The sequence below is a fragment of the Croceibacterium salegens genome (assembly GCF_009827435.1).
GTDB classification, from domain to species: Bacteria; Pseudomonadota; Alphaproteobacteria; order Sphingomonadales; family Sphingomonadaceae; genus Croceibacterium_B; species Croceibacterium_B salegens.
This window is the reverse complement of the sequence record NZ_WTYM01000030.1, coordinates 133527-151671: the sequence shown is the minus strand read 5'-3', so window position 1 is coordinate 151671 and position 18145 is coordinate 133527. Positions and strand designations below refer to the sequence as shown.

Sequence of the window (18145 nt, the reverse complement as noted above, 5' to 3'; positions counted from 1 at the left end):
TCATGGCCACAGCCGTGGACACCGGAATGAGCGCTGCCGCTCCGAGCGCACGCTATCAGGCCTTGCTGGTCGGCTTGCTCGGCGTGAACATCGGGATCGTCTTCCTCGACCGAACCGCGTTCGGACTGCTCGCGCCGATGATCCAGCCAGAATTCGGGCTCGACAATGCGCAGGTCGGCATGATCACGGGCGTTCTGGCGATCGGTTGGGCCATTTCGAGTTTCGCCCTGCCCCGTGCCGCCGACATTACAGGCAAGGCCAAGCTGCTGCTGGTTTGCGCGACTGTGGTCTTCTCGCTCGCCTCGATCAGTTCGGGCCTGGCGCTCGGCTTCCTCACCATGATGGCTGCTCGCCTGCTGATGGGTTTTGCGGAAGGTGGACTGCCGCCGCTCACCTTCCACATCGTGACCAGCGAAGTACCGCCCGAGCGGCGTGGTCTGGCGGTCGGCATGACGTCGACCATCGGCCTACAGGCGATTCCGTTGCTCGGGCCGCTCGTCATCGTCGGCGTCGGCACCGCGTGGGGCTGGCGCGAGGCCTTCTGGGTGGCGGGTGTCCCCGGCCTCGTCATGGCCGCGTTGATCTGGTTCCTCATCCGCAATCCGCCGCACGAGCGGACCGACGACACGCCGAAAGGCGCAATCGGACCGTTGCTCAAAGTTCGCAACATCCGCTTTTCCGTGCTTCTCGCGGCGCTCAACATGACCTGTTACGCCTCGCTGCTCGGGTTCGGCCCGCTCTACCTCGTCAACGTTGCCGGGATGGACAACGTGACGATGGGGGCGGCGGTTACGGGGGTCGGCGTCGTCGGCGTCGTGTGCGCCTTCATCGGTCCGATGCTTTCGGATCGCTACGGCCGCAAGCCGGTGATCTTCGGCGCCTACGCAATTGCCATTGTCGGTGCGCTAATGATGGCACTGTCGAACGGCTCGCAATCGATGGTCTTCGCCGGAACGCTGATCGCGGGAGCCGGTGGAGCCGGTACCGGGGCGTTGATCATGGCGATCATTCCCGGCGAGTCCGCTCCGTCGCACCTCCGGGGCACGGCCATGGGCTTCAACGCGGGCGTGGGCGAGATACTCGGAGCGGGGTTGATGCCGGTGGTAGTCGGAATGGCCGCCGACCGTTTCGGCCTGGGCATCCTGCCATGGATTCTCGCCGGTGCCGGCGCGCTGTTCTGCCTGCTGACGCTGGGCCTCAAGGAAACCGCCCCTGCTGTACTCGCGAGGCGCGCAAGCGCCTGACCTAGCGCAAGGCGCGTCCCTCGATCGGATACATCGGATCGGTATACCCCGGCGTCGAGGCATGGCCCGGAGGCACGAGGGCGTCGATGAAGGCTTCGTCATCGGCGTCGAGTACGGCATCGAGCGCGGGCAGGTATGCGTCCCACTGCTCCTCGGTACGCGGGCCGACGATAGCGGACGAGACAAAGCGGTTCCTCAGTACCCAGGCTATCGCGAAGGCGACGGTCGAAATGCCCTTGTCCTTCGCCCGCGCCGCGATCTGCTGGGCGATGTGCAGCGATTCCTCGCGCCACTCGGTCTGCTTGATGCGCACATCGCCGCGTCCGGCGCGGGTGTCGGGGGGCGGGTCCTTGCCCGGATCGTATTTGCCCGAGAGGACGCCGCGGGCGAGCGGGCTGTAGGGCACCACGCCCACCCCGTAGTTGCCTGCCGCCGGGAGTTGTTCGACCTCGGATAGCCGGTCGACGATGTTGTAGAGCGGCTGGCTGCACACCGGGCGATCCATTCCCAAGGCGTCGGCGGTCTTGCAGACTTCGGCGATACGCCAGCCTTTGAAGTTCGAAACGCCGTAATAGCGCATCTTGCCCTGCGCCATCAGATCGCGGATCGCGCGCAGCGGCTCATCGAACGGCGCGCCGGGGTCGGAGCGGTGGAAGTACAGGATGTCGATGAAGTCCGTGCCGAGGCGGCGCAGGCTGTCTTCGACGTCCTGGAATATCCACTTGCGCGACTGCCCGCCCTCATTGGGTTCGCCGCTCATGTTGTAGCCGAACTTGGTCGCGACGACCCAATGATGGCGATTGCCGGCGATACAGCGCCCGACTACTTCCTCGCAGGCCCCGGCATTGTAGAGGTCGGCGGTGTCGAGGAAATTGATCCCCTGCCCCCTCGCCTTGTCGAGAATCCGCTTGGCCACCGCCTCGTCGGTCGCACCGCCGAACATCATCGTGCCGAGGCACAACGGCGAGACCTTGAGCGCACTTTTCCCGAGATAGCGGTAGTCCATCGATCGTCCTCTCACTTGCTGGCAGCACCCTATAGTGCACCTGTCGGGGGACAAAGCCCGTTTGCGGTGGCGGTGATGCTCGCGAATCACTATGTGGCCAGCCATGAAGATCGCCATCGCCTCCGATCACGCGGCGCTCGACCTCAAGGCGGCGCTTGCCGAATGGCTGACCGCCGAAGGACACGAGGTCGCCGACCTCGGCCCGCACACGGCCGAAAGCGTCGATTACCCCGACTACGGTTACAAGCTGGCAGACGCCGTTGCATCCGGCAGCGCTGAGCGGGGCATTGCCCTCTGTGGTTCCGGCATCGGCATTTCCATTGCCGTCAATCGCAACCCGGCTGTCCGCTGTGCACTGGTGTCCGAGCCGCTCTCGGCCAAGCTGTGCCGCGAACATAACGACGCCAACGCGATAGCCATGGGCGCGCGGCTGATCGGTCTCGACATGGCCAAGGCCTGCGTCACTGCCTTCCTCGAAACGCCTTTCGGCGGGGGCCGCCACTGCGGCCGCGTCGAAAAATTGTCCAAGACCTCGCAGGATGCCTGAGATGAGCACCGCCGAAGCCCCCATGCACGACCAGTCCGAGGTCCTGCGCCATTTCTGGCACGATACGCTCGAGGAGGCCGATCCCGAGGTATTTGCCGCGATCCGCAACGAGCTTGGTCGCCAACGCGACCGCATCGAGCTGATCGCCAGCGAGAACATCACCAGCCCTGCCGTGCTCGAAGCGACTGGCTCGGTGTTCACCAACAAGTACGCCGAGGGCTATCCGGGCCGCCGTTACTACGGCGGCTGCGAATACGCCGACGTGGTCGAAACGCTCGCGATCGAACGCGCCAAGAAGCTGTTCGGCTGCCAGTTCGCCAACGTGCAGCCCAATTCGGGCAGCCAGATGAACCAGGCGGTGTTCCTCGCGCTGATGAACCCGGGCGACACCTTCATGGGCCTCGACCTCGCCAGCGGCGGGCACCTGACCCACGGTTCGCCTGTGAACATGAGCGGCAAGTGGTTCAACTGCGTGCCCTACGGCGTGCGGCGCGACGACCAGCGGCTCGACATGGACGAGATCCGCCGTCTGGCGCACGAGCACAAGCCGAAGCTGATCATCGCTGGCGCGACCGCCTACCCGCGCCATTGGGATTTCGCCGCCTTCCGCGAGATTGCCGACGAGGTTGGCGCCTACCTGCTGGCCGACATGTCGCACTTTGCCGGGCTCGTTGCCGGCGGCGTGCATCCCTCGCCGATCCCGCATGCCCATGTCGTGACCACCACCACCCACAAGAGCCTGCGCGGGCCGCGCTCGGGCGTGATCCTGTGGAACGACGAGGAACTGTCGAAGCCGCTCAACATGGCGGTGTTCCCTGGCCTTCAAGGCGGTCCGCTGGTCCATGTGATCGCAGGCAAGGCGGTCGCCTTCGGCGAAGCGCTGCGGCCCGAGTTCAAGACATACGCCGCGAGCATTGCCGAAAATGCCAAGGCGCTGGCCTCCAGCCTCGCCGAAGCCGGCCTCAGGATCGTCTCGGGTGGGACCGACAATCACCTGATGCTGGTCGACCTGACGCCGAAGGACGTAACCGGCAAGGCCGCCGAGACCGGTCTCGACCGTGCATGGCTGACCTGCAACAAGAACGGCATACCGTTCGATACCCGCAGCCCGTTCGTAACCTCGGGCGTGCGGCTCGGCACCCCGGCCGGCACGACGCGCGGCTTTGGACCGGCCGAGTTCAGGAAAATCGGCGGACTGATTGCAGAAGTCGTCGAAGGGCTTTCGAAGAATGGCGAAGAAGGCGATGCTCAGGTAGAAGAAAGCGTCCGCCGCCGGGTGAGCGAGCTTTGCTCCGCCTTCCCCGTTTATCCCGGGAGATAGTCCGATGACCGATCCGAACCTGCCGCCCCGCAACGACGACCTGCTCAGCCAGGCCGGCGAAGAGATCAAGGGCATGGCCAAGGAAGGCATGCATCACCCCTCGACCAAACCGGTGCTGGCCGGCGCTGCCGTTGGTGCGCTTGCGGCTGGACTGCTGCCTGTCGTGACCTGGCCCATCGGCCTCGTCGCCGGTGCCGGGTTCATGCTCTACAAGAGACTGCGCCCGTAAGGCATGCGCTGCCCGTTCTGTGCCCATGACGACAGCCAGGTAAAGGATTCGCGGCCCACCGAGGACAACACCGCGATCCGCCGTCGCCGCCAGTGCGAAAGCTGCGGCGGGCGCTTCACGACCTTCGAACGCGTCCAGTTGCGAGAGGTCACCGTGGTCAAGGCTGGCGGCAAACGCGAGCCATTCGATCGCGGTAAGATCGAACAGTCGGTCGCCCTCGCCTGCCGTAAACGCGGGGTCGAACAGGAACGCATCGATCAGCTCGTGTCCGGCATCCAGCGCCAAGTCGAAACCATGGGCGACGCCGAAATTCCCTCCGCCAGAGTCGGCGAAATGGTGATGGACGGGCTGCGCCAGCTCGATTCCGTCGCGTACATACGCTTCGCCAGCGTCTATCGCGATTTCGGCGAGGCGCGCGACTTCGAGGAATTCGCCAGCAGCGTGCGCGATGTCGGACCGGGTTGATGTCTGACATGGCTAATGTCCCGGTCATCGTGCTCGTCCGACCGCAACTGGGCGAGAATATCGGCAAGGCGGCCCGGGCGATGCTCAACTTCGGGCTCACGGAGATGCGCCTGGTCGAACCGCGCGACGGTTGGCCCAACCCTGCTGCGGGACCGGCCGCAAGCGGAGCCGACATCGTGCTTGAGAAGGCGCAGGTCTTCGCTTCTGTCGCCGAGGCCGTGTCCGACTGCGCGCATGTCTACGCCACCACCGTCCGCAAGCGCGGAGTCACCAAGCCGGTGCTGAATCCCGAGGAAGCGGCGCGTGAAATCGCCAACCGCTCCCAAAGGCGCAGCGCGATCCTGTTCGGACCGGAGCGTTCGGGGCTGGAGACCGAAGACGTCGCCCTTGCCCGGGCTATCGTCACCGTACCGATCAACCCCGAGTTCGGCTCGCTCAACCTTGCCCAGGCGGTGATCCTGTGCGCCTACGAGTGGTCCAAGCATCACGTCCTCGCCCAGCCCACCGCGGAAGAGTTGCTCCCGCCCGCGCCGCAGGAAGAGCTCGAAGGCCTGATCGGTCATTTCGAGGAACTGCTCGAACCGGCCGGCTATTTCCGTCCCCCGAGCCGGGCGGCTGCCACCCGCCGAACGCTGCGTGGATTGTTGACCAAGCCTGGCTGGAACCATCTCGAGGTACGCACCCTGCGCGGCGTATTGTCTGCACTGGGTCGAAAAGAGCAAAACGGCGACTGACCGAAGTATTCGCAAATACTGATGGAAAGCAGTCAGTTCAGGTTCATCGCAAATTGTAACAATTGGGCCTGTGTGCTGGCCTTGCGCTCCTCGCTGCGCTACGGCCACCCCCGAAGTTAGGAGGGCACAATGAAGGCCAAGTTGTTTATCGTTGCCGCGCTCGGCATGGCAGTCGTTGCGACGCCCGTCGGCGCAGCGGACGACGAGTCCGGCAAGGACGCCAAGGAAAAGCTGATCTGCAAGACCGACGGTGCAACCGGTTCGCGCATTCGCAAGAACCGCGTCTGCAAGACCGAGGCGGAATGGCGCGAATACCAGGCGCAGACCCAGAACAACCTCGATCGCTATTCCAACCGCCAGGGTCAGACCAACGGCGGTGCCGGCCAGGCCGGCGGCCCGGGCTGATCTCCCGAGCGGTTTCCCGAGCTTGACAATCTGAAGCCGAGCGGCCAATGGCGCCGCTCGCAATTGGCTCCGCATCCCGGTGAAGCGGTGGCCGCGTCGGACAACAGGTCCGGCGGTGCGATGCCGGGTTGAATGGTCGCCACTGGGGCGATCCAGCAAGTTGAAGGATACGACGCATGTCGAAGCGCAAGAGCGCCAAGTACAAACTCGACCGCCGGATGGGCGAAAACATCTGGGGTCGTCCGAACTCCCCGGTCAACAAGCGGTCCTACGGTCCCGGCCAGCACGGCCAGCGCCGCAAGGGCAAGATGAGCGACTTCGGCCTGCAGCTGCGCGCCAAGCAGAAGCTCAAGGGCTACTACGGGGACGTCACCGAGAAGCAGTTCAAGGCGACCTACAAGGACGCGAGCCGCATGAAGGGCGACACCGGCCAGAACCTGATCGGCCTGCTCGAGCAGCGCCTCGACATGGTCGTCTACCGCGCCAAGTTCGCCCCGACGATCTTCGCCGCGCGCCAGATCGTCAACCACGGCCACATCCGCGTCAACGGCGTGAAGTGCAACATCGCGAGCCGCCGCATCGCGGTCGGCGACGTCATCAGCCTGGGCAACAAGGCCAAGGAAATGGCGCTGGTGATCGAAGCTCAGGGCCTGCCCGAGCGCGAGATCCCCGACTACGTCTCGGCCGACGGCACCGACAAGGTCACCTTCACCCGCGTCCCGACGCTCGACGAAGTGCCCTACCCTGTAACGATGGAACCGAACCTGGTCGTCGAGTTCTACTCGCGCTGATCCGGTCGAGAACCGAACACGAAAGGGCGGTCCCGCGGGGCCGCCCTTTTCGATTCAGGCCGCGGTGACGGCGTCCCTGAGCGTTTCGAACTGTTCGACGAGCTTGTCGATCTCGGCCAGCACCTCGGCCTCGTCGGGCTTGGCGGCATTGAGGTTGGCCTTCAGCGCCTTGATCGTGGCGACCATCGCGGTCATCGAATCGAGCGCGTCCTTGACCGGTTTCAGCGCCACCGATGCAGCGGCGTGCTGCGTGTCCGCAGTGACACCCGCGAGTTGTCCCGCGAGTGTCGCCAGCCTTGCAGCCCCGGCCTCGAGCCTCGCGTTATTCGAGTCTATCGTGTCGAGGCTGAGCTGAAGGAACAGGTCGAACGCCACATCGTCGATCGCCTTCACGGCGGCGACTTCGGCTGCATCGGTGGGATCGGCGGGCTCGGTCGATTTGAAAAACGCCCGCAGCTTGCCTTGCGCGGTCGCCACCGCCAGTGCGTAGGCAGCAGAACCAGTTGCCTGCCCGGTCGCGAGTTCCTGCCTGATTTCGACGATGAGATCGATGAGTGCGTCTTTCGCCGCGGCAGGACCGGTTATCGTGCTCATAGCTCACGCCACCTCTTGCTGAGTTCCTTGATTTCCTCGCTCGCCGCCATCAGCGAAGCGAAGCTGACGGGCTTCCGCTCGTTTACCGCGCGGACCACCTTGGCATGGCTTTCGCGCCACTCGGCAAGCGCTTGCTTGGTGGCGTCAAACAAGTCGTGTCCGGCGCGCTTTCGAGCTTCGAGTGCATCCATTGCCCCGTGATAAGCGGTCATACGCGGGGCTAGCGCCTCCCGGCCGGCGCGGATACGTTCGAGTTCCGCCGCAACCGCCTTGCGCTCGGCCTCCCGCGCGGTGTCGCCGCTCAGCGCTGCGAGCCTGGCCGCCACGTTCTTCTCCTGTTCGGCGAGCCTCTCGTCGGTCGGCGAGATGTCCTGCACGCTGAATTCGAGCGAGCCTTCCTGCACGGTCAAGGCGGCATCGAACTGGGCACGCGCGGTATCAACCTGCTTCGCAACGACGGTCGAAATGTCCGCGATCAACGGATCGGCGGCCGTGAGCGACTTTTCCAGCGAGTTGGCTGCCCGTACGTTGGCGATGGCGCTGTTGGCCAGCGCAAGGGTGTCCCCGACCACGCCAACCACCGCGCCACCGGGCAGTATCCCGACCGCATTGGCCAGTGTGGACAGGCTCTGAAACACGCCTTGCGCGCCTTCCTTGCCCGTATTCCCCGCATCGGTGAGTTCCTCGATCGACTCCGCGTATCGAGCGAGGCCACCCATCGATTTCGTGGTCGAACCCCACGCGACGTCAAAGCGACCCTTTGCGTCCCGCGCTTGTTGCTGCCTTCCCTCGGGGAGCAGGCCGGTCATCCGATCGAACTCGTTATCGACCGCCTTGCCGGCTGCTGCGGCGGAGGAGTTCAGCTGGTAGCTGGCGAGGGTGTAGCCGCTTGTATCTGGAAGCGCGGTGCAGGCGGTGACCGCAGCCAGCGAAATCACACAGGCGCAGGTAACTAGAATCCGATGCCTTTTCGCCATTTCCGACCCCCAAGACCTTCCATGAAAGCAGTGGATGCTTTCACATGAAAGGTAGCGAGTCCAGTGGATTAGGTGAACCAAACCCCACGGACGTATCGGAGCAGCACGAAGCACTTGAGGCCCTCGGCAAGTTTGCCCAGCCTTTGTCAGCCCAGGTAATCCCCCCGGAACTGCTCGGCAAATGCCGCAAACGTCCCTTCCGCAATCGCCTCGCGCATCGCCTGCATCAGTTGCTGGTAAAACGTCAGATTGTGCTCGGTCAGCAGCATGGCACTGAGCATCTCGCCGCTCTTGACGAGGTGGTGCAGGTAGGCCCGCGAGTAACTGCCGCAGGCATCGCACGGACAGCGGTCGTCTAGCGGATCGCTGTCCTCAGCGTGCCGCGCGTTGCGCAAGTTGAGCGGCCCGTTCCAGGTGAAGGCCTGCCCGTTGCGGCCCGAACGGGTCGGCAGGACGCAATCGAACATGTCGACCCCGCGCTCGACCGCGCCGACGAGGTCGTCGGGCTTGCCCACGCCCATCAGGTAACGTGGCGCGTTCTCCGGCAGCATCGCGGGTGCGAAGTCGAGCGTGGCGAACATCGCCTCTTGCCCCTCGCCCACTGCGAGGCCGCCAATGGCATAGCCGTCGAAGCCGATCTCGGTGAGCTTTTCGGCCGAGATCCGTCGCAGGTCCGCATCGAGCGCGCCCTGCTGGATGCCGAACAGCGCGGCCGCCTCGGCATGCGCCCCGCCCGCATCGAACCCGTCGCGGCTGCGCTGGGCCCAACGCATGGAAAGTTCCATGCTCGCGGCGATCTCGTCGCGCGGACGGTCGGCGCGAGGGCACTCGTCGAAGGCCATGACGATATCCGAGCCGAGCAGCCGCTGGATTTCCATCGAGCGTTCGGGCGACAGCATGTGCTTCGAGCCGTCGATGTGGCTGCGGAACTCGACGCCCTGCTCGGTCAGCTTGCGCAGTTCGGACAGGCTCATCACCTGGTAGCCGCCGCTGTCGGTGAGGATCGGGCGCGGCCAGTTCATGAACTTGTGGAGCCCGCCAAGCTGCGCCACCCGCTCGGCGCCGGGGCGCAGCATGAGGTGGTAGGTGTTGCCGAGAATGATGTCGGCGCCGGTCGCCCGCACCGCTTCGGGCTTCATCGCCTTGACCGTCGCCGCCGTGCCGACCGGCATGAACGCCGGCGTGCGGATCTCGCCGCGCTGCATGGCGATGCGCCCGGTTCGCGCCTTACCGTCGGTGGCGTCTATGGAGAATGCGAAACGGGGCATGGCGTCCTAGAAACCGTAGACCATCGTGAAGCGCGAGATCGTGTCGGTCTTCTCCTTACCCGGCTGCGGGTTGGAATCGAACTTGATCTCGTAGGACAGCCGCGTGGTCAGCCGGTCGCTGATCTTCGCTTCGAGCCCGCTGAGGATGTCGAACGTCGTGCTGCGGGAATCGATGAACACCGTCCCCGAGCTGCCGCCGCCGGCAACCATGTTGCTGTTCTGGTTGAACGCCAGGCGATCGCTGATCTTCCAGCCGAAGTCATAAGCGAACAGGGCCGCGAGGGTGCTTGCGTCTTCGCCCGACGAATATTCGGTACGACGGAAGGCGGGACCGGCCTTGATCGCCAGCTGGACAGCCTGTTGGTCCAGCACCTTGTAGCCGAGCCCGCTCGACAGTGCGTAGCGGCTGTCGATGCCCTGCTGTCCGTCGTGGTCCCATTGTGCCAGGCCGTAGACGAAGGCCCGCTGCGAAAGCCGGTATTGCGGTTCGTAGGCGAACAGCAGTTGTTCGCGCGAAGTCCTTCCGTTCGAGCGCTGGTAATCACCCCGCAGCCGTAGCTTGTGCTTCCAGTCGATGCCTGCGCGCTCGAGCGTGATTGCCCCGGTGAACCCGACGTCGTGGCTGTTGCCGGAAGCCTGGTTGGCGCCGATTTCGCCCTTGCCATGCCAGTTGTCGAACACCCCGGCGGAGCGGATGGCCTCTTCCTTGGCCAGCGCCTGCGCCTTTTCCTTTTCAGCCACGTCGGCGAGGAACTGCTGCTGCAAGGCGTCGATTTCGGCGGCGTCGTCCGGATTGGTCTCCTTGGCGAACTCGATCACCGTGGCGACCTTGTTCTTGTCGCCCTTGGCGATGGCGGCCTCGATCATTGCCTTGACCGGGTCGGGCAAGGCAGCGTGCGCGGGCACGGAAAGAAAAAGCCCTGCAATCAGGGCAAGATAGGCAGACCGTCGGATAATCATTCGCCCTCCGCTAGCGTGTCAGCCGCGAAGTCGCCACCCCGTGCGGAAAATCACCGCTATGACGGTGATACACAGCGCGATGAAGCCGACCGTCATCCCGAACGCCAGTCCGATCGGCACGTCGGAATAGCCGGTGAACGTCCAGCGCAGGCCGTTGATCAGGTAGAAGATCGGATTGAACTGGGTAATCGTCTGCCACGGTTCGGCGAGCACCTTCACCGAATAGAACGTGCCGCCGAGGAAGGTGAGCGGCGTGAGGATCAGCAGCGGCACGATCTGCAGCTTCTCGAATCCGTCGGCCCAGATGCCCAGGATGAACCCGAACAGCGAGAAGGCCGAAGCGACGAGGATGATGTAGCCGAACGCGAGGATCGGGTGGGCGATCGTGTAGTCCACGAAAAGCAGCGCCGTGACCATGATGATACCCGAGATTATCAGGGACTTGAGAACCGCAGCTCCCACGAATCCTAGCAACGTCTCCGCCACCCCGACAGGCGCGCTGAGCAGTTCGTAGATCGCGCCGGTGAAGCGCGGCATGTAGATGCCGAAGCTCGAATTCGAGGTGCTCTCGCTGAGCAGCGTCAGCATCAGCAGTCCGGGCACGATGAACGCGCCGTAGGACGATCCGCCGAACTGGCTCGGGTCCATCCGGCTGCCGATCGCCGCGCCGAACACCACGAGATAGAGCGAGGTAGTCAGCACCGGCGAGAGGATCGAGCCGAACGCCGTGCGGAAGAAGCGCGAGAGCTCGTTGCGAAGGATAGCGAGCGCGCCGCGGGCGTTCATTCGGCGGGCTCCCGGCCTTCGACAAGGTCGACGAAGATGTCTTCGAGGCTCGATTCGGTGGTTTCGATGCCGGTGAACTGCAGGCCCTCGGCCACGAGCGCACGGGCGAGGTCGGCGACTTCGCGCTTGCCTCTACCGGTGCCGTCGCCGCCTCGGTAAACCAGAGTAGTGCCGCCGTTGTCGAGCGACAGCGGATATTCGGACAACCCGGCCGGGATGGCTTCGAGCGGCGTATCGAAGGTGAAATGCGCTGCCGTGCGGCCCAGCTTCGCCATGATCGCGTCCTTGCCGTCGACCAGCAGCAGCTTGCCCTTGTTGATCACACCGACGCGGTCGGCCATTTCCTGGGCTTCCTCGATGTAGTGCGTCGTAAGGATGATCGTCGTGCCCTCGCTGCGCAGCTTGTCGATCTGGCGCCACATGTCGCGGCGCAGTTCGACGTCGACGCCGGCGGTGGGCTCGTCGAGAAACAGCAAGTCGGGATCGTGGCTCAGCGCCTTGGCGATCATCACCCGGCGCTTCATCCCGCCCGAGAGGTCGCGGATGCGGCTGTCGCGCTTGTGCCACAGGCTGAGCGAGCGCAGGACCTCCTCGATCCGCGCCGGGTCCGCCGGGCTGCCGAACATGCCGCGCGAATAGGCGACGGCGCGGCCGACCTTCTCGAACATGTCGAAGGAAAGTTCCTGCGGCACCAGTCCGATGCGCTTGCGCACCTCGCGCCAGTGGCTCTGCGCATCCAGGCCGAAGGCGCTGATCGTGCCCTCGGTCGGATTGAGCAGGCCGCAAACCGCACCGATCAGCGTGGTCTTGCCCGCGCCGTTGGGCCCGAGCAGCGCGAAAATCTCGCCCTTGCTAATCTCCAGGTCGACCCCGTCGAGTGCGCGGACGCCGCCCTTGTAGGTCTTTGCCAGTCCGCGAATTTCCAGGATCGGTTCGGTCACCGGCCCTTTATGGGATCAGCAACGAGGAATCGCCATAGCTGTAGAAGCGATAGTCCTCAGCAATCGCATGGGAATAGACCGCCTGCATCCGTTCGAGGCCCATCAGTGCGCTGACCAGCATGAATAGCGTGGACTTCGGCAGGTGGAAGTTGGTCATCAGCCCGTCGATCGCCTTGAAGCGATAGCCGGGGGTGATGAAGATCGCGGTGTCGCCTTCGAAGGGCCGGATCACGCCGTCATCGCCGGTCGCACTTTCGAGCAGGCGCAGGCTGGTGGTGCCGACGGCTATGATCCGCCCGCCAGCTTTGCGAGCGGCATTGAGCCGGGCTGCGGTTTTGGCATCTATGCGGCCCCATTCGGCGTGCATGGCATGATCGGTAGTGTCGTCGACCTTCAACGGCAGGAACGTGCCTGCTCCAACGTGAAGCGTCAGCGTTTCGCGCACGATTCCGGCTGCATCAAGCGCTTCAATCACACCTTCAGTGAAGTGCAATGCGGCGGTCGGCGCGGCGACGGCCCCGTCTTCGCGAGCAAACATCGTCTGATAATCGCTGCGATCCGCCTCGTCGGTCGGCCGCTTCCCGGCGATGTACGGAGGTAGCGGCATGGTTCCGGCGCGCTCGAGCAGGACCTCGACCGGCTCGTCCCCGCCGAAGGCCAGGGTGAAGCTGCCGTCGGCAAGTCGCTCTTCGGCCAGCGCTGTGACGCCCTGCGCGAATTCGATAATATCACCGGGTTTCAATCGCTTGGCGTTACGGATGAAGGCCTGCCAGCGGCGCAGGTCGATCCGCTTGTGCAGCGTCGCGCCGATCTTCGCCTCGCCGCGCCGCCCTTCGAGCTGGGCCGGGATCACACGTGTGTCGTTGAATACGAGGACGTCGCCCGGCCGAAGGATCTGCGGCAGCTCGCGCACAATCCGGTCCGCGAAGGGCGCCTCGCCCTCCACCACAAGCATCTTCGCCGCATCGCGCGGGCGCGCCGGGCGCAGGGCTATGCGCTCCGCCGGAAGCTCGAAATCGAACAGGTCAACACGCATCGGGGCGCCCTAACCGCTTCCGCCCGCAGGCGGAAGACGGAGCGGCGTGTCGTCAGTTGGCGCCGGCGCTTGCCACCGCAGGAGGAGCCACATCAGCGAACTTCTGCGCCTTGTGGTCGGAGGCGATCGAGGCCTGGACGATCCACGTCGGGTCCTGCGGCGGCTCGCCGCGATGGATGGCATCGACCGCGGCCATGTTGCCGATCACCCGGCCAAAATTGGTGTAGCGCTTGTCGAGCGCGAAGCGCGGGTAGAACATGATGAAGAACTGACTGTTGGCGCTATCTTCGGACTCCGCGCGGGCCATCGAAACCGTGCCGCGCACGTGCGGCAGCGGGTTGAACTCGGCCTTGAGGTCGGGAAGCTCCGAACCACCCTGCCCGGTCCCGGTCGGGTCGCCGGTCTGGGCCATGAAGCCATCGATGACACGGTGGAAGATCACCCCGTCGTAGAAGCCCTGCCGCGTCAGCGTCTTGATCCGCTCGACTGCACCCGGAGCCCAGTCGGGCATCAGGCGGATCGCCACCCGCTGGCCGTTTGACAGATCGAGGTAGAGAATGTCTTCGAGATCCTTGGTCTGATCGTAATCGACCGCGATGCGCATCTGTCTCTGGGTGGCAGCGGCGGTCGCGCTGTTATCTGGTTCGCTGTCCTGTGCAGAGGCAACAACCGGCGCGAACGCGAGCAGAAGCGCCATAGGGGCAGAGACAAGGGCTTTGAACATCTTGGTTCCGTGATTTCCAGTGGTTGGCAGGCCAGTATCGGTTGCGGACTGACGCTGCAATGAACGATTGTCGGTTAGACCCGGATCAAATGTCCCCGCGCCGCCCTAGCGTAGTCACCCGCGCCTCGACCAGTCCGCAGACTTCCGGGCTGACAAATGGTGCAATGTTGCCGCCGAACAGGGCGATCTCCTTGACCAGCTTGCTGGCGATCGGCTGCAGGCTGACGTCGGCCATGAGGAACACAGTCTCGACGCTCGGGTCGAGCTGCTGGTTCATGCCTGCCATCTGGTATTCATATTCGAAGTCCGCCACCGCGCGCAGCCCGCGGATCAGGACGGTCGCACCCTTCTTGCGGGCATATTTGACGAGCAGGGCGTTGAAGCTCTCAACCACGACATTCTCGACTGCGAGCCGCCGGACCTCGTTGCGGACCATCTCGATCCGCTCTTCGGGACTGAACATCGGGTCCTTCGAGGGATTAGTGGTAACCCCGACGATCAGTGTGTCGACCAGTTTCGCGCCGCGCCGGATGATGTCGGCATGGCCGAGCGTGATCGGGTCAAACGTGCCGGGGTAGAGGCCGATGCGTTTGCTCACCTGTCGCGCTCCACGATGAAGCGGGCCAGCGCCCGCAGGACGTCGGCTTCCTCGCCGTGTTGGGAAAGATGTCCCACCGCCTGTTCGGACAGCGCATAGGCCTGGTCGCGCGCCTTCTCCTCGCCCATCAGCGATACAAACGTGGCCTTTCCGGCGTCGGCGTCCTTGCGCAGGGCCTTGCCTGCCTTGGCTTCGTCACCGCTGGTATCGAGCAGGTCGTCGGCGATCTGGAACGCGAGACCGATGTCGCGGGCATAGGCGCGCAGGTGGCCCCGGCCCTCCTCGCTGACGCGGCCGAGGATTGCGCCCATCTCGACCGAAGCAGCGAGAAGTGCGCCGGTCTTGAGCTGCTGCAGCCGGGTAACGGTGTGAAGGTCGAATTCCTGTTCCTCGGCGACGATGTCCATCATCTGCCCGCCGGCCATCCCGCTTGCCCCGCTGGCCGCGGCAAGTGCAAGAACGAGGTCCGAGCGGACATAGGGGTCGGTGCTGACTTCCGGCATCGACAGGATCTCGAAAGCCAGAGCGTGGAGCGAATCTCCGGCCAACACTGCTGTTGCCTCGTCGAATGCCTTGTGCAGCGTCGGCTTGCCGTGGCGCATGTCGTCATTGTCCATGCACGGCAGGTCGTCGTGGATCAGCGAGTAGGCGTGGATCGATTCGACGGCGCATCCGGCAAGCACTGCGCAGCCCCGGCTCACGCCGTACATCTCCGCCGTTGCGGTCAGAAGGAGCGGGCGGACCCGCTTGCCGCCGCCGATCGTGGCATAGCGCATTGCCTCGATCAGACGGGCGCGAGCATCGTCAGGAACAGGCAACAGGCCGTCGAAACGGGCGTCGACCTCGCGCTGGATGCGCTCAAGGGCGCGAGCGAGGATATCGTTGGCCAGGACGAGGCCCATGGCCGCCCTACCCAACGTCGAAAGGCTCGGTCCCGGCGGCCTTGCCGTCGGGGCCCTGGACGATCTTCTCGATCCGCGCCTGCGCCGCATCGAGCCGGGCCTGGCAGTGCTTGCGCAGTTTTTCGCCGCGCTCGTAGAGGTCGATCGACTCGTCGAGCGGCACTTCCCCGCCTTCAAGCCGCCGCACAACGTCCTCGAGCGCCTTCAGGGCCTGCTCGAAGCTCATTTCCGAAAGGTCGTGACCCTCATCCGCCATGCCTTGCGCTTTGGCGGGGATACCCGATGCGGTCAAGGATTGCGGGACTGGCGGGAATCGCCCGTCGGGGATATGGGCCTCGCCCATGACCCAGATCACGCCCGAGATCGTGGCCGAACACGGCCTCAGCCCCGAGGAATACGCCATCATCGAAGACCGGCTCGGCCGCACGCCGAACCTCGTCGAACTGGGTATCTTTTCGGTCATGTGGTCGGAGCACTGCTCGTACAAATCGAGCCGCCTGCACCTGAAGAAACTGCCGACCGAGGCGCCGTGGGTGATCTGCGGCCCGGGCGAGAATGCCGGGATCATCGACATCGGTGACGGCCAGGCCGCGATCTTCAAGATGGAGAGCCATAACCACCCGTCGTACATCGAGCCCTACCAGGGCGCGGCGACCGGGGTCGGCGGCATCCTGCGCGACGTTTTCACGATGGGCGCGCGTCCGGTCGCCAACATGAACGCGCTGCGCTTCGGGCGGCCCGAGCACCCGAAGATGAAGCACCTGGTGCAGGGTGTCGTTGCGGGCATCGGCGGCTACGGCAATTGCGTCGGCGTGCCCACAGTGGGCGGCGAGACCAATTTCGATCCGGCCTACGACGGCAACATCCTCGTCAACGCCATGACCGTGGGCGTCGCCGATACCGACAAGATTTTCTATTCGGCCGCCACCGGCGTCGGCAATCCGATCGTCTATGTCGGCTCGAAGACCGGCCGCGACGGTATCCACGGCGCGACCATGGCCAGCGCGGACTTCGCCGAAGATGCGGAAGAGAAGCGTCCGACCGTGCAGGTCGGCGACCCGTTCACCGAGAAACTGCTGATCGAGGCGTGCCTCGAACTGATGGCAACCGACGCGATCGTGGCGATCCAGGACATGGGCGCGGCCGGCCTGACCAGTTCGAGCGTCGAGATGGCCAGCAAGGGCGGCGCCGGCATCCGCCTCGACATGGGCAAGGTGCCGTGCCGCGAAGAGGGCATGACTCCCTACGAGATGATGCTGAGCGAGAGCCAAGAGCGGATGCTCATGGTGCTCAAGCCCGGCAAGGAGCCGATGGCCGAGGCGATCTTCAAGAAGTGGGAGCTCGACTTCGCGGTTATCGGCGAAGTTACCGACACCGGGCACATGGTGCTCGAATTCGGCGGCGAAGTCGTTTGCGATATCCCGCTCGGCCCGCTGGCCGACGATGCGCCCGAATACGACCGGCCTTACCTCTCGAAGGAAGAATACACCGCCTGGGCGGGCATCAAGCCGATGACCAATCGACCCAACACGGCCGATGTCGGTGGAGACCTGCTCAAGCTCCTCGCCAGCCCCACCCTGTGCTCGCGCAGCTGGATTTCCGAGCAGTATGACAGCCAGGTCGGGGCGGACACGCTTCAGACCGGCGGCGATGCCGGCGTGGTCCGTGTCCACGGCACGAAGAAGGCGCTGGCGATCAGCACCGATTGCACGCCGCGCTATGTTTATGCCGACCCATACGAGGGCGGAAAGCAGGCGATTGCAGAGGCTTATCGCAACCTCTGCGCAGTCGGTGCGAAGCCCTTGGCGGTCACCAACTGCCTGAACTTCGCCAACCCGCAGCGGCCTGAGATCATGGCTCAGTTCGTCCACGCGCTCGAAGGCATGGGAAACGCTTGCCGCGTGCTCGACTTTCCCATCGTGAGCGGCAACGTCAGCCTCTACAACGAAAGCAAGGCGACCGGCGGCGGCTCGGCGATCCTGCCGACCCCGGCCATCGGCGGCGTCGGCCTGATCGACGACTACGAACACATGATGACCATGCCGTTCAAGGCAGCGGGCGAAGCGATCTACCTGATCTGGCCCGAGGCCTGGGCGACGCCCGACCCGGAACGCTCGCACCTCGGCAAGTCGCTGTGGCTGCGCGAAATCCACGGCCGCGACGAAGGTCGCACCCCGCCGACCGACCTGACGCTCGAAAAGGCCGCCGGTGGGATCGTGCGCGAACTCATCGCCGATGGCCTCGTCAGCGCCGTGCATGACGTTTCAGACGGCGGCATCGCCGTCGCCCTGGCCGAAATGGCCATGTCCGGTGGGATCGGCGCCGAAGTCGAGAAGCACCCCGACTATACCGATGCCCAGTGGTGGTTCGGCGAGGATCAGGGCCGCTACATCGTCACCGTGCCCGATACCGAGGCGCTCAACCGCGCCCTGTCGAAAGGCACCGAGAACGAGGACACCGCACAAGTCGGCTTCCGCCGTCTCGGTACGGTGGGCGGCGACAGCCTGTTCGGTGTTCCCGTTGCGGACCTTCGCAAGGCCCACAAGAGCTTTTTCAGCGACTGGATGGACGCCTGATCGGGTGCTAGCGTCTCCTCCGGGGAAAACCGGGGGAGATT

Annotated in this window: 21 protein-coding genes; 9 read left to right on the top strand and 12 right to left on the bottom strand. The window is 64.7% G+C overall.

The annotated features are described in order from the left end of the window. The first annotated feature begins 2 nt into the window (after positions 1-2). A complete protein-coding gene (locus GRI89_RS04445; protein ID WP_159792593.1) occupies positions 3-1244 on the top strand; it encodes an MFS transporter in 1242 nt (413 codons plus the stop codon). A gap of 1 nt (position 1245) precedes the next feature. On the opposite strand, the gene GRI89_RS04440 is transcribed toward GRI89_RS04445, so the two are convergent. Then, positions 1246-2250, bottom strand: coding sequence for an aldo/keto reductase (locus GRI89_RS04440; protein ID WP_159792591.1), 1005 nt, complete (start codon positions 2248-2250; stop codon positions 1246-1248). A 103-nt stretch (positions 2251-2353) separates the two neighbouring features. Between GRI89_RS04440 and rpiB the strand changes: the two genes are divergently transcribed. The 7 genes from rpiB to rpsD all read left to right on the top strand — a co-directional run bounded on the left by rpiB (position 2354) and on the right by rpsD (position 6742). After that, the gene (rpiB, locus tag GRI89_RS04435; RefSeq protein WP_159792589.1) at positions 2354-2797 is read left to right on the top strand and encodes a ribose 5-phosphate isomerase B; all 444 of its coding nucleotides are present in this window, start codon (positions 2354-2356) and stop codon (positions 2795-2797) included. A gap of 1 nt (position 2798) precedes the next feature. Further along, entirely contained in the window at positions 2799-4118 is a 1320-nt protein-coding gene (gene glyA / locus GRI89_RS04430) for a serine hydroxymethyltransferase (RefSeq protein WP_201290865.1), read from the top strand. Between the two features lie 4 nt (positions 4119-4122). Beyond that, positions 4123-4347, top strand: a complete 225-nt coding sequence (locus GRI89_RS04425; RefSeq protein ID WP_159792587.1) for a hypothetical protein — start codon at positions 4123-4125, stop codon at positions 4345-4347. A gap of 3 nt (positions 4348-4350) precedes the next feature. Then, complete coding sequence (gene nrdR / locus GRI89_RS04420; RefSeq protein WP_159792585.1) at positions 4351-4812, top strand: transcriptional regulator NrdR; 462 nt, start codon at positions 4351-4353, stop codon at positions 4810-4812. Continuing rightward, positions 4812-5546: an RNA methyltransferase gene (locus tag GRI89_RS04415; RefSeq protein WP_159792583.1), complete on the top strand. Its 735-nt coding sequence runs from the start codon at positions 4812-4814 to the stop codon at positions 5544-5546. Before nrdR ends, GRI89_RS04415 begins: the two co-directional genes overlap by 1 nt. Positions 5547-5675: 129 nt before the next feature. Next, positions 5676-5951 (top strand): hypothetical protein, encoded by a 276-nt coding sequence (locus GRI89_RS04410; RefSeq protein WP_159792581.1) that lies wholly within the window; start codon positions 5676-5678, stop codon positions 5949-5951. A gap of 176 nt (positions 5952-6127) precedes the next feature. Then, positions 6128-6742 carry a 30S ribosomal protein S4 gene (gene rpsD / locus GRI89_RS04405; RefSeq protein ID WP_159792579.1) on the top strand — a complete coding sequence of 205 codons (615 nt, stop codon included), beginning with the start codon at positions 6128-6130 and terminating at the stop codon, positions 6740-6742. A 54-nt stretch (positions 6743-6796) separates the two neighbouring features. Here the strand turns inward: rpsD and GRI89_RS04400 are convergent, their stop codons facing one another. From GRI89_RS04400 to GRI89_RS04350, 11 genes are all read right to left on the bottom strand, one after another. Next, positions 6797-7336, bottom strand: a complete 540-nt coding sequence (locus GRI89_RS04400) for a hypothetical protein (protein WP_159792577.1) — start codon at positions 7334-7336, stop codon at positions 6797-6799. Further along, entirely contained in the window at positions 7333-8274 is a 942-nt protein-coding gene (locus GRI89_RS04395) for a hypothetical protein (protein ID WP_159792575.1), read from the bottom strand. Before GRI89_RS04395 ends, GRI89_RS04400 begins: the two co-directional genes overlap by 4 nt. Positions 8275-8459: 185 nt before the next feature. Then, positions 8460-9581 carry a tRNA guanosine(34) transglycosylase Tgt gene (gene tgt / locus GRI89_RS04390; protein ID WP_159792573.1) on the bottom strand — a complete coding sequence of 374 codons (1122 nt, stop codon included), beginning with the start codon at positions 9579-9581 and terminating at the stop codon, positions 8460-8462. Between the two features lie 6 nt (positions 9582-9587). Next, positions 9588-10487, bottom strand: a complete 900-nt coding sequence (locus tag GRI89_RS04385; RefSeq protein WP_328598083.1) for a DUF481 domain-containing protein — start codon at positions 10485-10487, stop codon at positions 9588-9590. Positions 10488-10559: 72 nt separating this feature from the next. Beyond that, on the bottom strand, positions 10560-11327 hold the full coding sequence (locus GRI89_RS04380) for an ABC transporter permease (protein ID WP_159792569.1): 768 nt from the start codon (positions 11325-11327) through the stop codon (positions 10560-10562). Next, the gene (locus tag GRI89_RS04375; protein ID WP_328598082.1) at positions 11324-12268 is read right to left on the bottom strand and encodes an ABC transporter ATP-binding protein; all 945 of its coding nucleotides are present in this window, start codon (positions 12266-12268) and stop codon (positions 11324-11326) included. The genes GRI89_RS04380 and GRI89_RS04375 overlap by 4 nt, the downstream gene beginning before the upstream one ends. A gap of 7 nt (positions 12269-12275) precedes the next feature. Beyond that, positions 12276-13304: a tRNA preQ1(34) S-adenosylmethionine ribosyltransferase-isomerase QueA gene (gene queA / locus GRI89_RS04370; RefSeq protein WP_159792567.1), complete on the bottom strand. Its 1029-nt coding sequence runs from the start codon at positions 13302-13304 to the stop codon at positions 12276-12278. A gap of 52 nt (positions 13305-13356) precedes the next feature. Beyond that, positions 13357-14028, bottom strand: a complete 672-nt coding sequence (locus GRI89_RS04365; RefSeq protein WP_159792565.1) for a peptidylprolyl isomerase — start codon at positions 14026-14028, stop codon at positions 13357-13359. Between the two features lie 85 nt (positions 14029-14113). Beyond that, positions 14114-14626, bottom strand: coding sequence for a pantetheine-phosphate adenylyltransferase (gene coaD, locus GRI89_RS04360; RefSeq protein WP_328598081.1), 513 nt, complete (start codon positions 14624-14626; stop codon positions 14114-14116). Continuing rightward, complete coding sequence (locus GRI89_RS04355) at positions 14623-15528, bottom strand: polyprenyl synthetase family protein (protein WP_159792563.1); 906 nt, start codon at positions 15526-15528, stop codon at positions 14623-14625. Before GRI89_RS04355 ends, coaD begins: the two co-directional genes overlap by 4 nt. A 7-nt stretch (positions 15529-15535) precedes the next feature. Beyond that, on the bottom strand, positions 15536-15784 hold the full coding sequence (locus GRI89_RS04350) for an exodeoxyribonuclease VII small subunit (protein ID WP_159792561.1): 249 nt from the start codon (positions 15782-15784) through the stop codon (positions 15536-15538). 85 nt (positions 15785-15869) lie between these two features. Here GRI89_RS04350 and purL point away from each other — a divergent pair, with 85 nt between their 5' ends. Further along, a complete protein-coding gene (gene purL, locus GRI89_RS04345) occupies positions 15870-18104 on the top strand; it encodes a phosphoribosylformylglycinamidine synthase subunit PurL (protein ID WP_159792559.1) in 2235 nt (744 codons plus the stop codon). Positions 18105-18145: the final 41 nt, after the last annotated feature.

What these genes read in the sequence shown, in the direction of transcription:
- GRI89_RS04445 (WP_159792593.1), top strand. Translation starts at nt 3, where the DNA reads ATGGCCACAGCCGTGGACACCGGAATGAGCGCTGCCGCTCCGAGCGCA.
- GRI89_RS04440 (WP_159792591.1), bottom strand. Translation starts at nt 2,250, where the DNA reads ATGGACTACCGCTATCTCGGGAAAAGTGCGCTCAAGGTCTCGCCGTTG.
- rpiB (WP_159792589.1), top strand. Translation starts at nt 2,354, where the DNA reads ATGAAGATCGCCATCGCCTCCGATCACGCGGCGCTCGACCTCAAGGCG.
- glyA (WP_201290865.1), top strand. Translation starts at nt 2,799, where the DNA reads ATGAGCACCGCCGAAGCCCCCATGCACGACCAGTCCGAGGTCCTGCGC.
- GRI89_RS04425 (WP_159792587.1), top strand. Translation starts at nt 4,123, where the DNA reads ATGACCGATCCGAACCTGCCGCCCCGCAACGACGACCTGCTCAGCCAG.
- nrdR (WP_159792585.1), top strand. Translation starts at nt 4,351, where the DNA reads ATGCGCTGCCCGTTCTGTGCCCATGACGACAGCCAGGTAAAGGATTCG.
- GRI89_RS04415 (WP_159792583.1), top strand. Translation starts at nt 4,812, where the DNA reads ATGTCTGACATGGCTAATGTCCCGGTCATCGTGCTCGTCCGACCGCAA.
- GRI89_RS04410 (WP_159792581.1), top strand. Translation starts at nt 5,676, where the DNA reads ATGAAGGCCAAGTTGTTTATCGTTGCCGCGCTCGGCATGGCAGTCGTT.
- rpsD (WP_159792579.1), top strand. Translation starts at nt 6,128, where the DNA reads ATGTCGAAGCGCAAGAGCGCCAAGTACAAACTCGACCGCCGGATGGGC.
- GRI89_RS04400 (WP_159792577.1), bottom strand. Translation starts at nt 7,336, where the DNA reads ATGAGCACGATAACCGGTCCTGCCGCGGCGAAAGACGCACTCATCGAT.
- tgt (WP_159792573.1), bottom strand. Translation starts at nt 9,581, where the DNA reads ATGCCCCGTTTCGCATTCTCCATAGACGCCACCGACGGTAAGGCGCGA.
- GRI89_RS04380 (WP_159792569.1), bottom strand. Translation starts at nt 11,327, where the DNA reads ATGAACGCCCGCGGCGCGCTCGCTATCCTTCGCAACGAGCTCTCGCGC.
- queA (WP_159792567.1), bottom strand. Translation starts at nt 13,304, where the DNA reads ATGCGTGTTGACCTGTTCGATTTCGAGCTTCCGGCGGAGCGCATAGCC.
- GRI89_RS04365 (WP_159792565.1), bottom strand. Translation starts at nt 14,028, where the DNA reads ATGTTCAAAGCCCTTGTCTCTGCCCCTATGGCGCTTCTGCTCGCGTTC.
- GRI89_RS04355 (WP_159792563.1), bottom strand. Translation starts at nt 15,528, where the DNA reads ATGGGCCTCGTCCTGGCCAACGATATCCTCGCTCGCGCCCTTGAGCGC.
- GRI89_RS04350 (WP_159792561.1), bottom strand. Translation starts at nt 15,784, where the DNA reads ATGGCGGATGAGGGTCACGACCTTTCGGAAATGAGCTTCGAGCAGGCC.
- purL (WP_159792559.1), top strand. Translation starts at nt 15,870, where the DNA reads ATGACCCAGATCACGCCCGAGATCGTGGCCGAACACGGCCTCAGCCCC.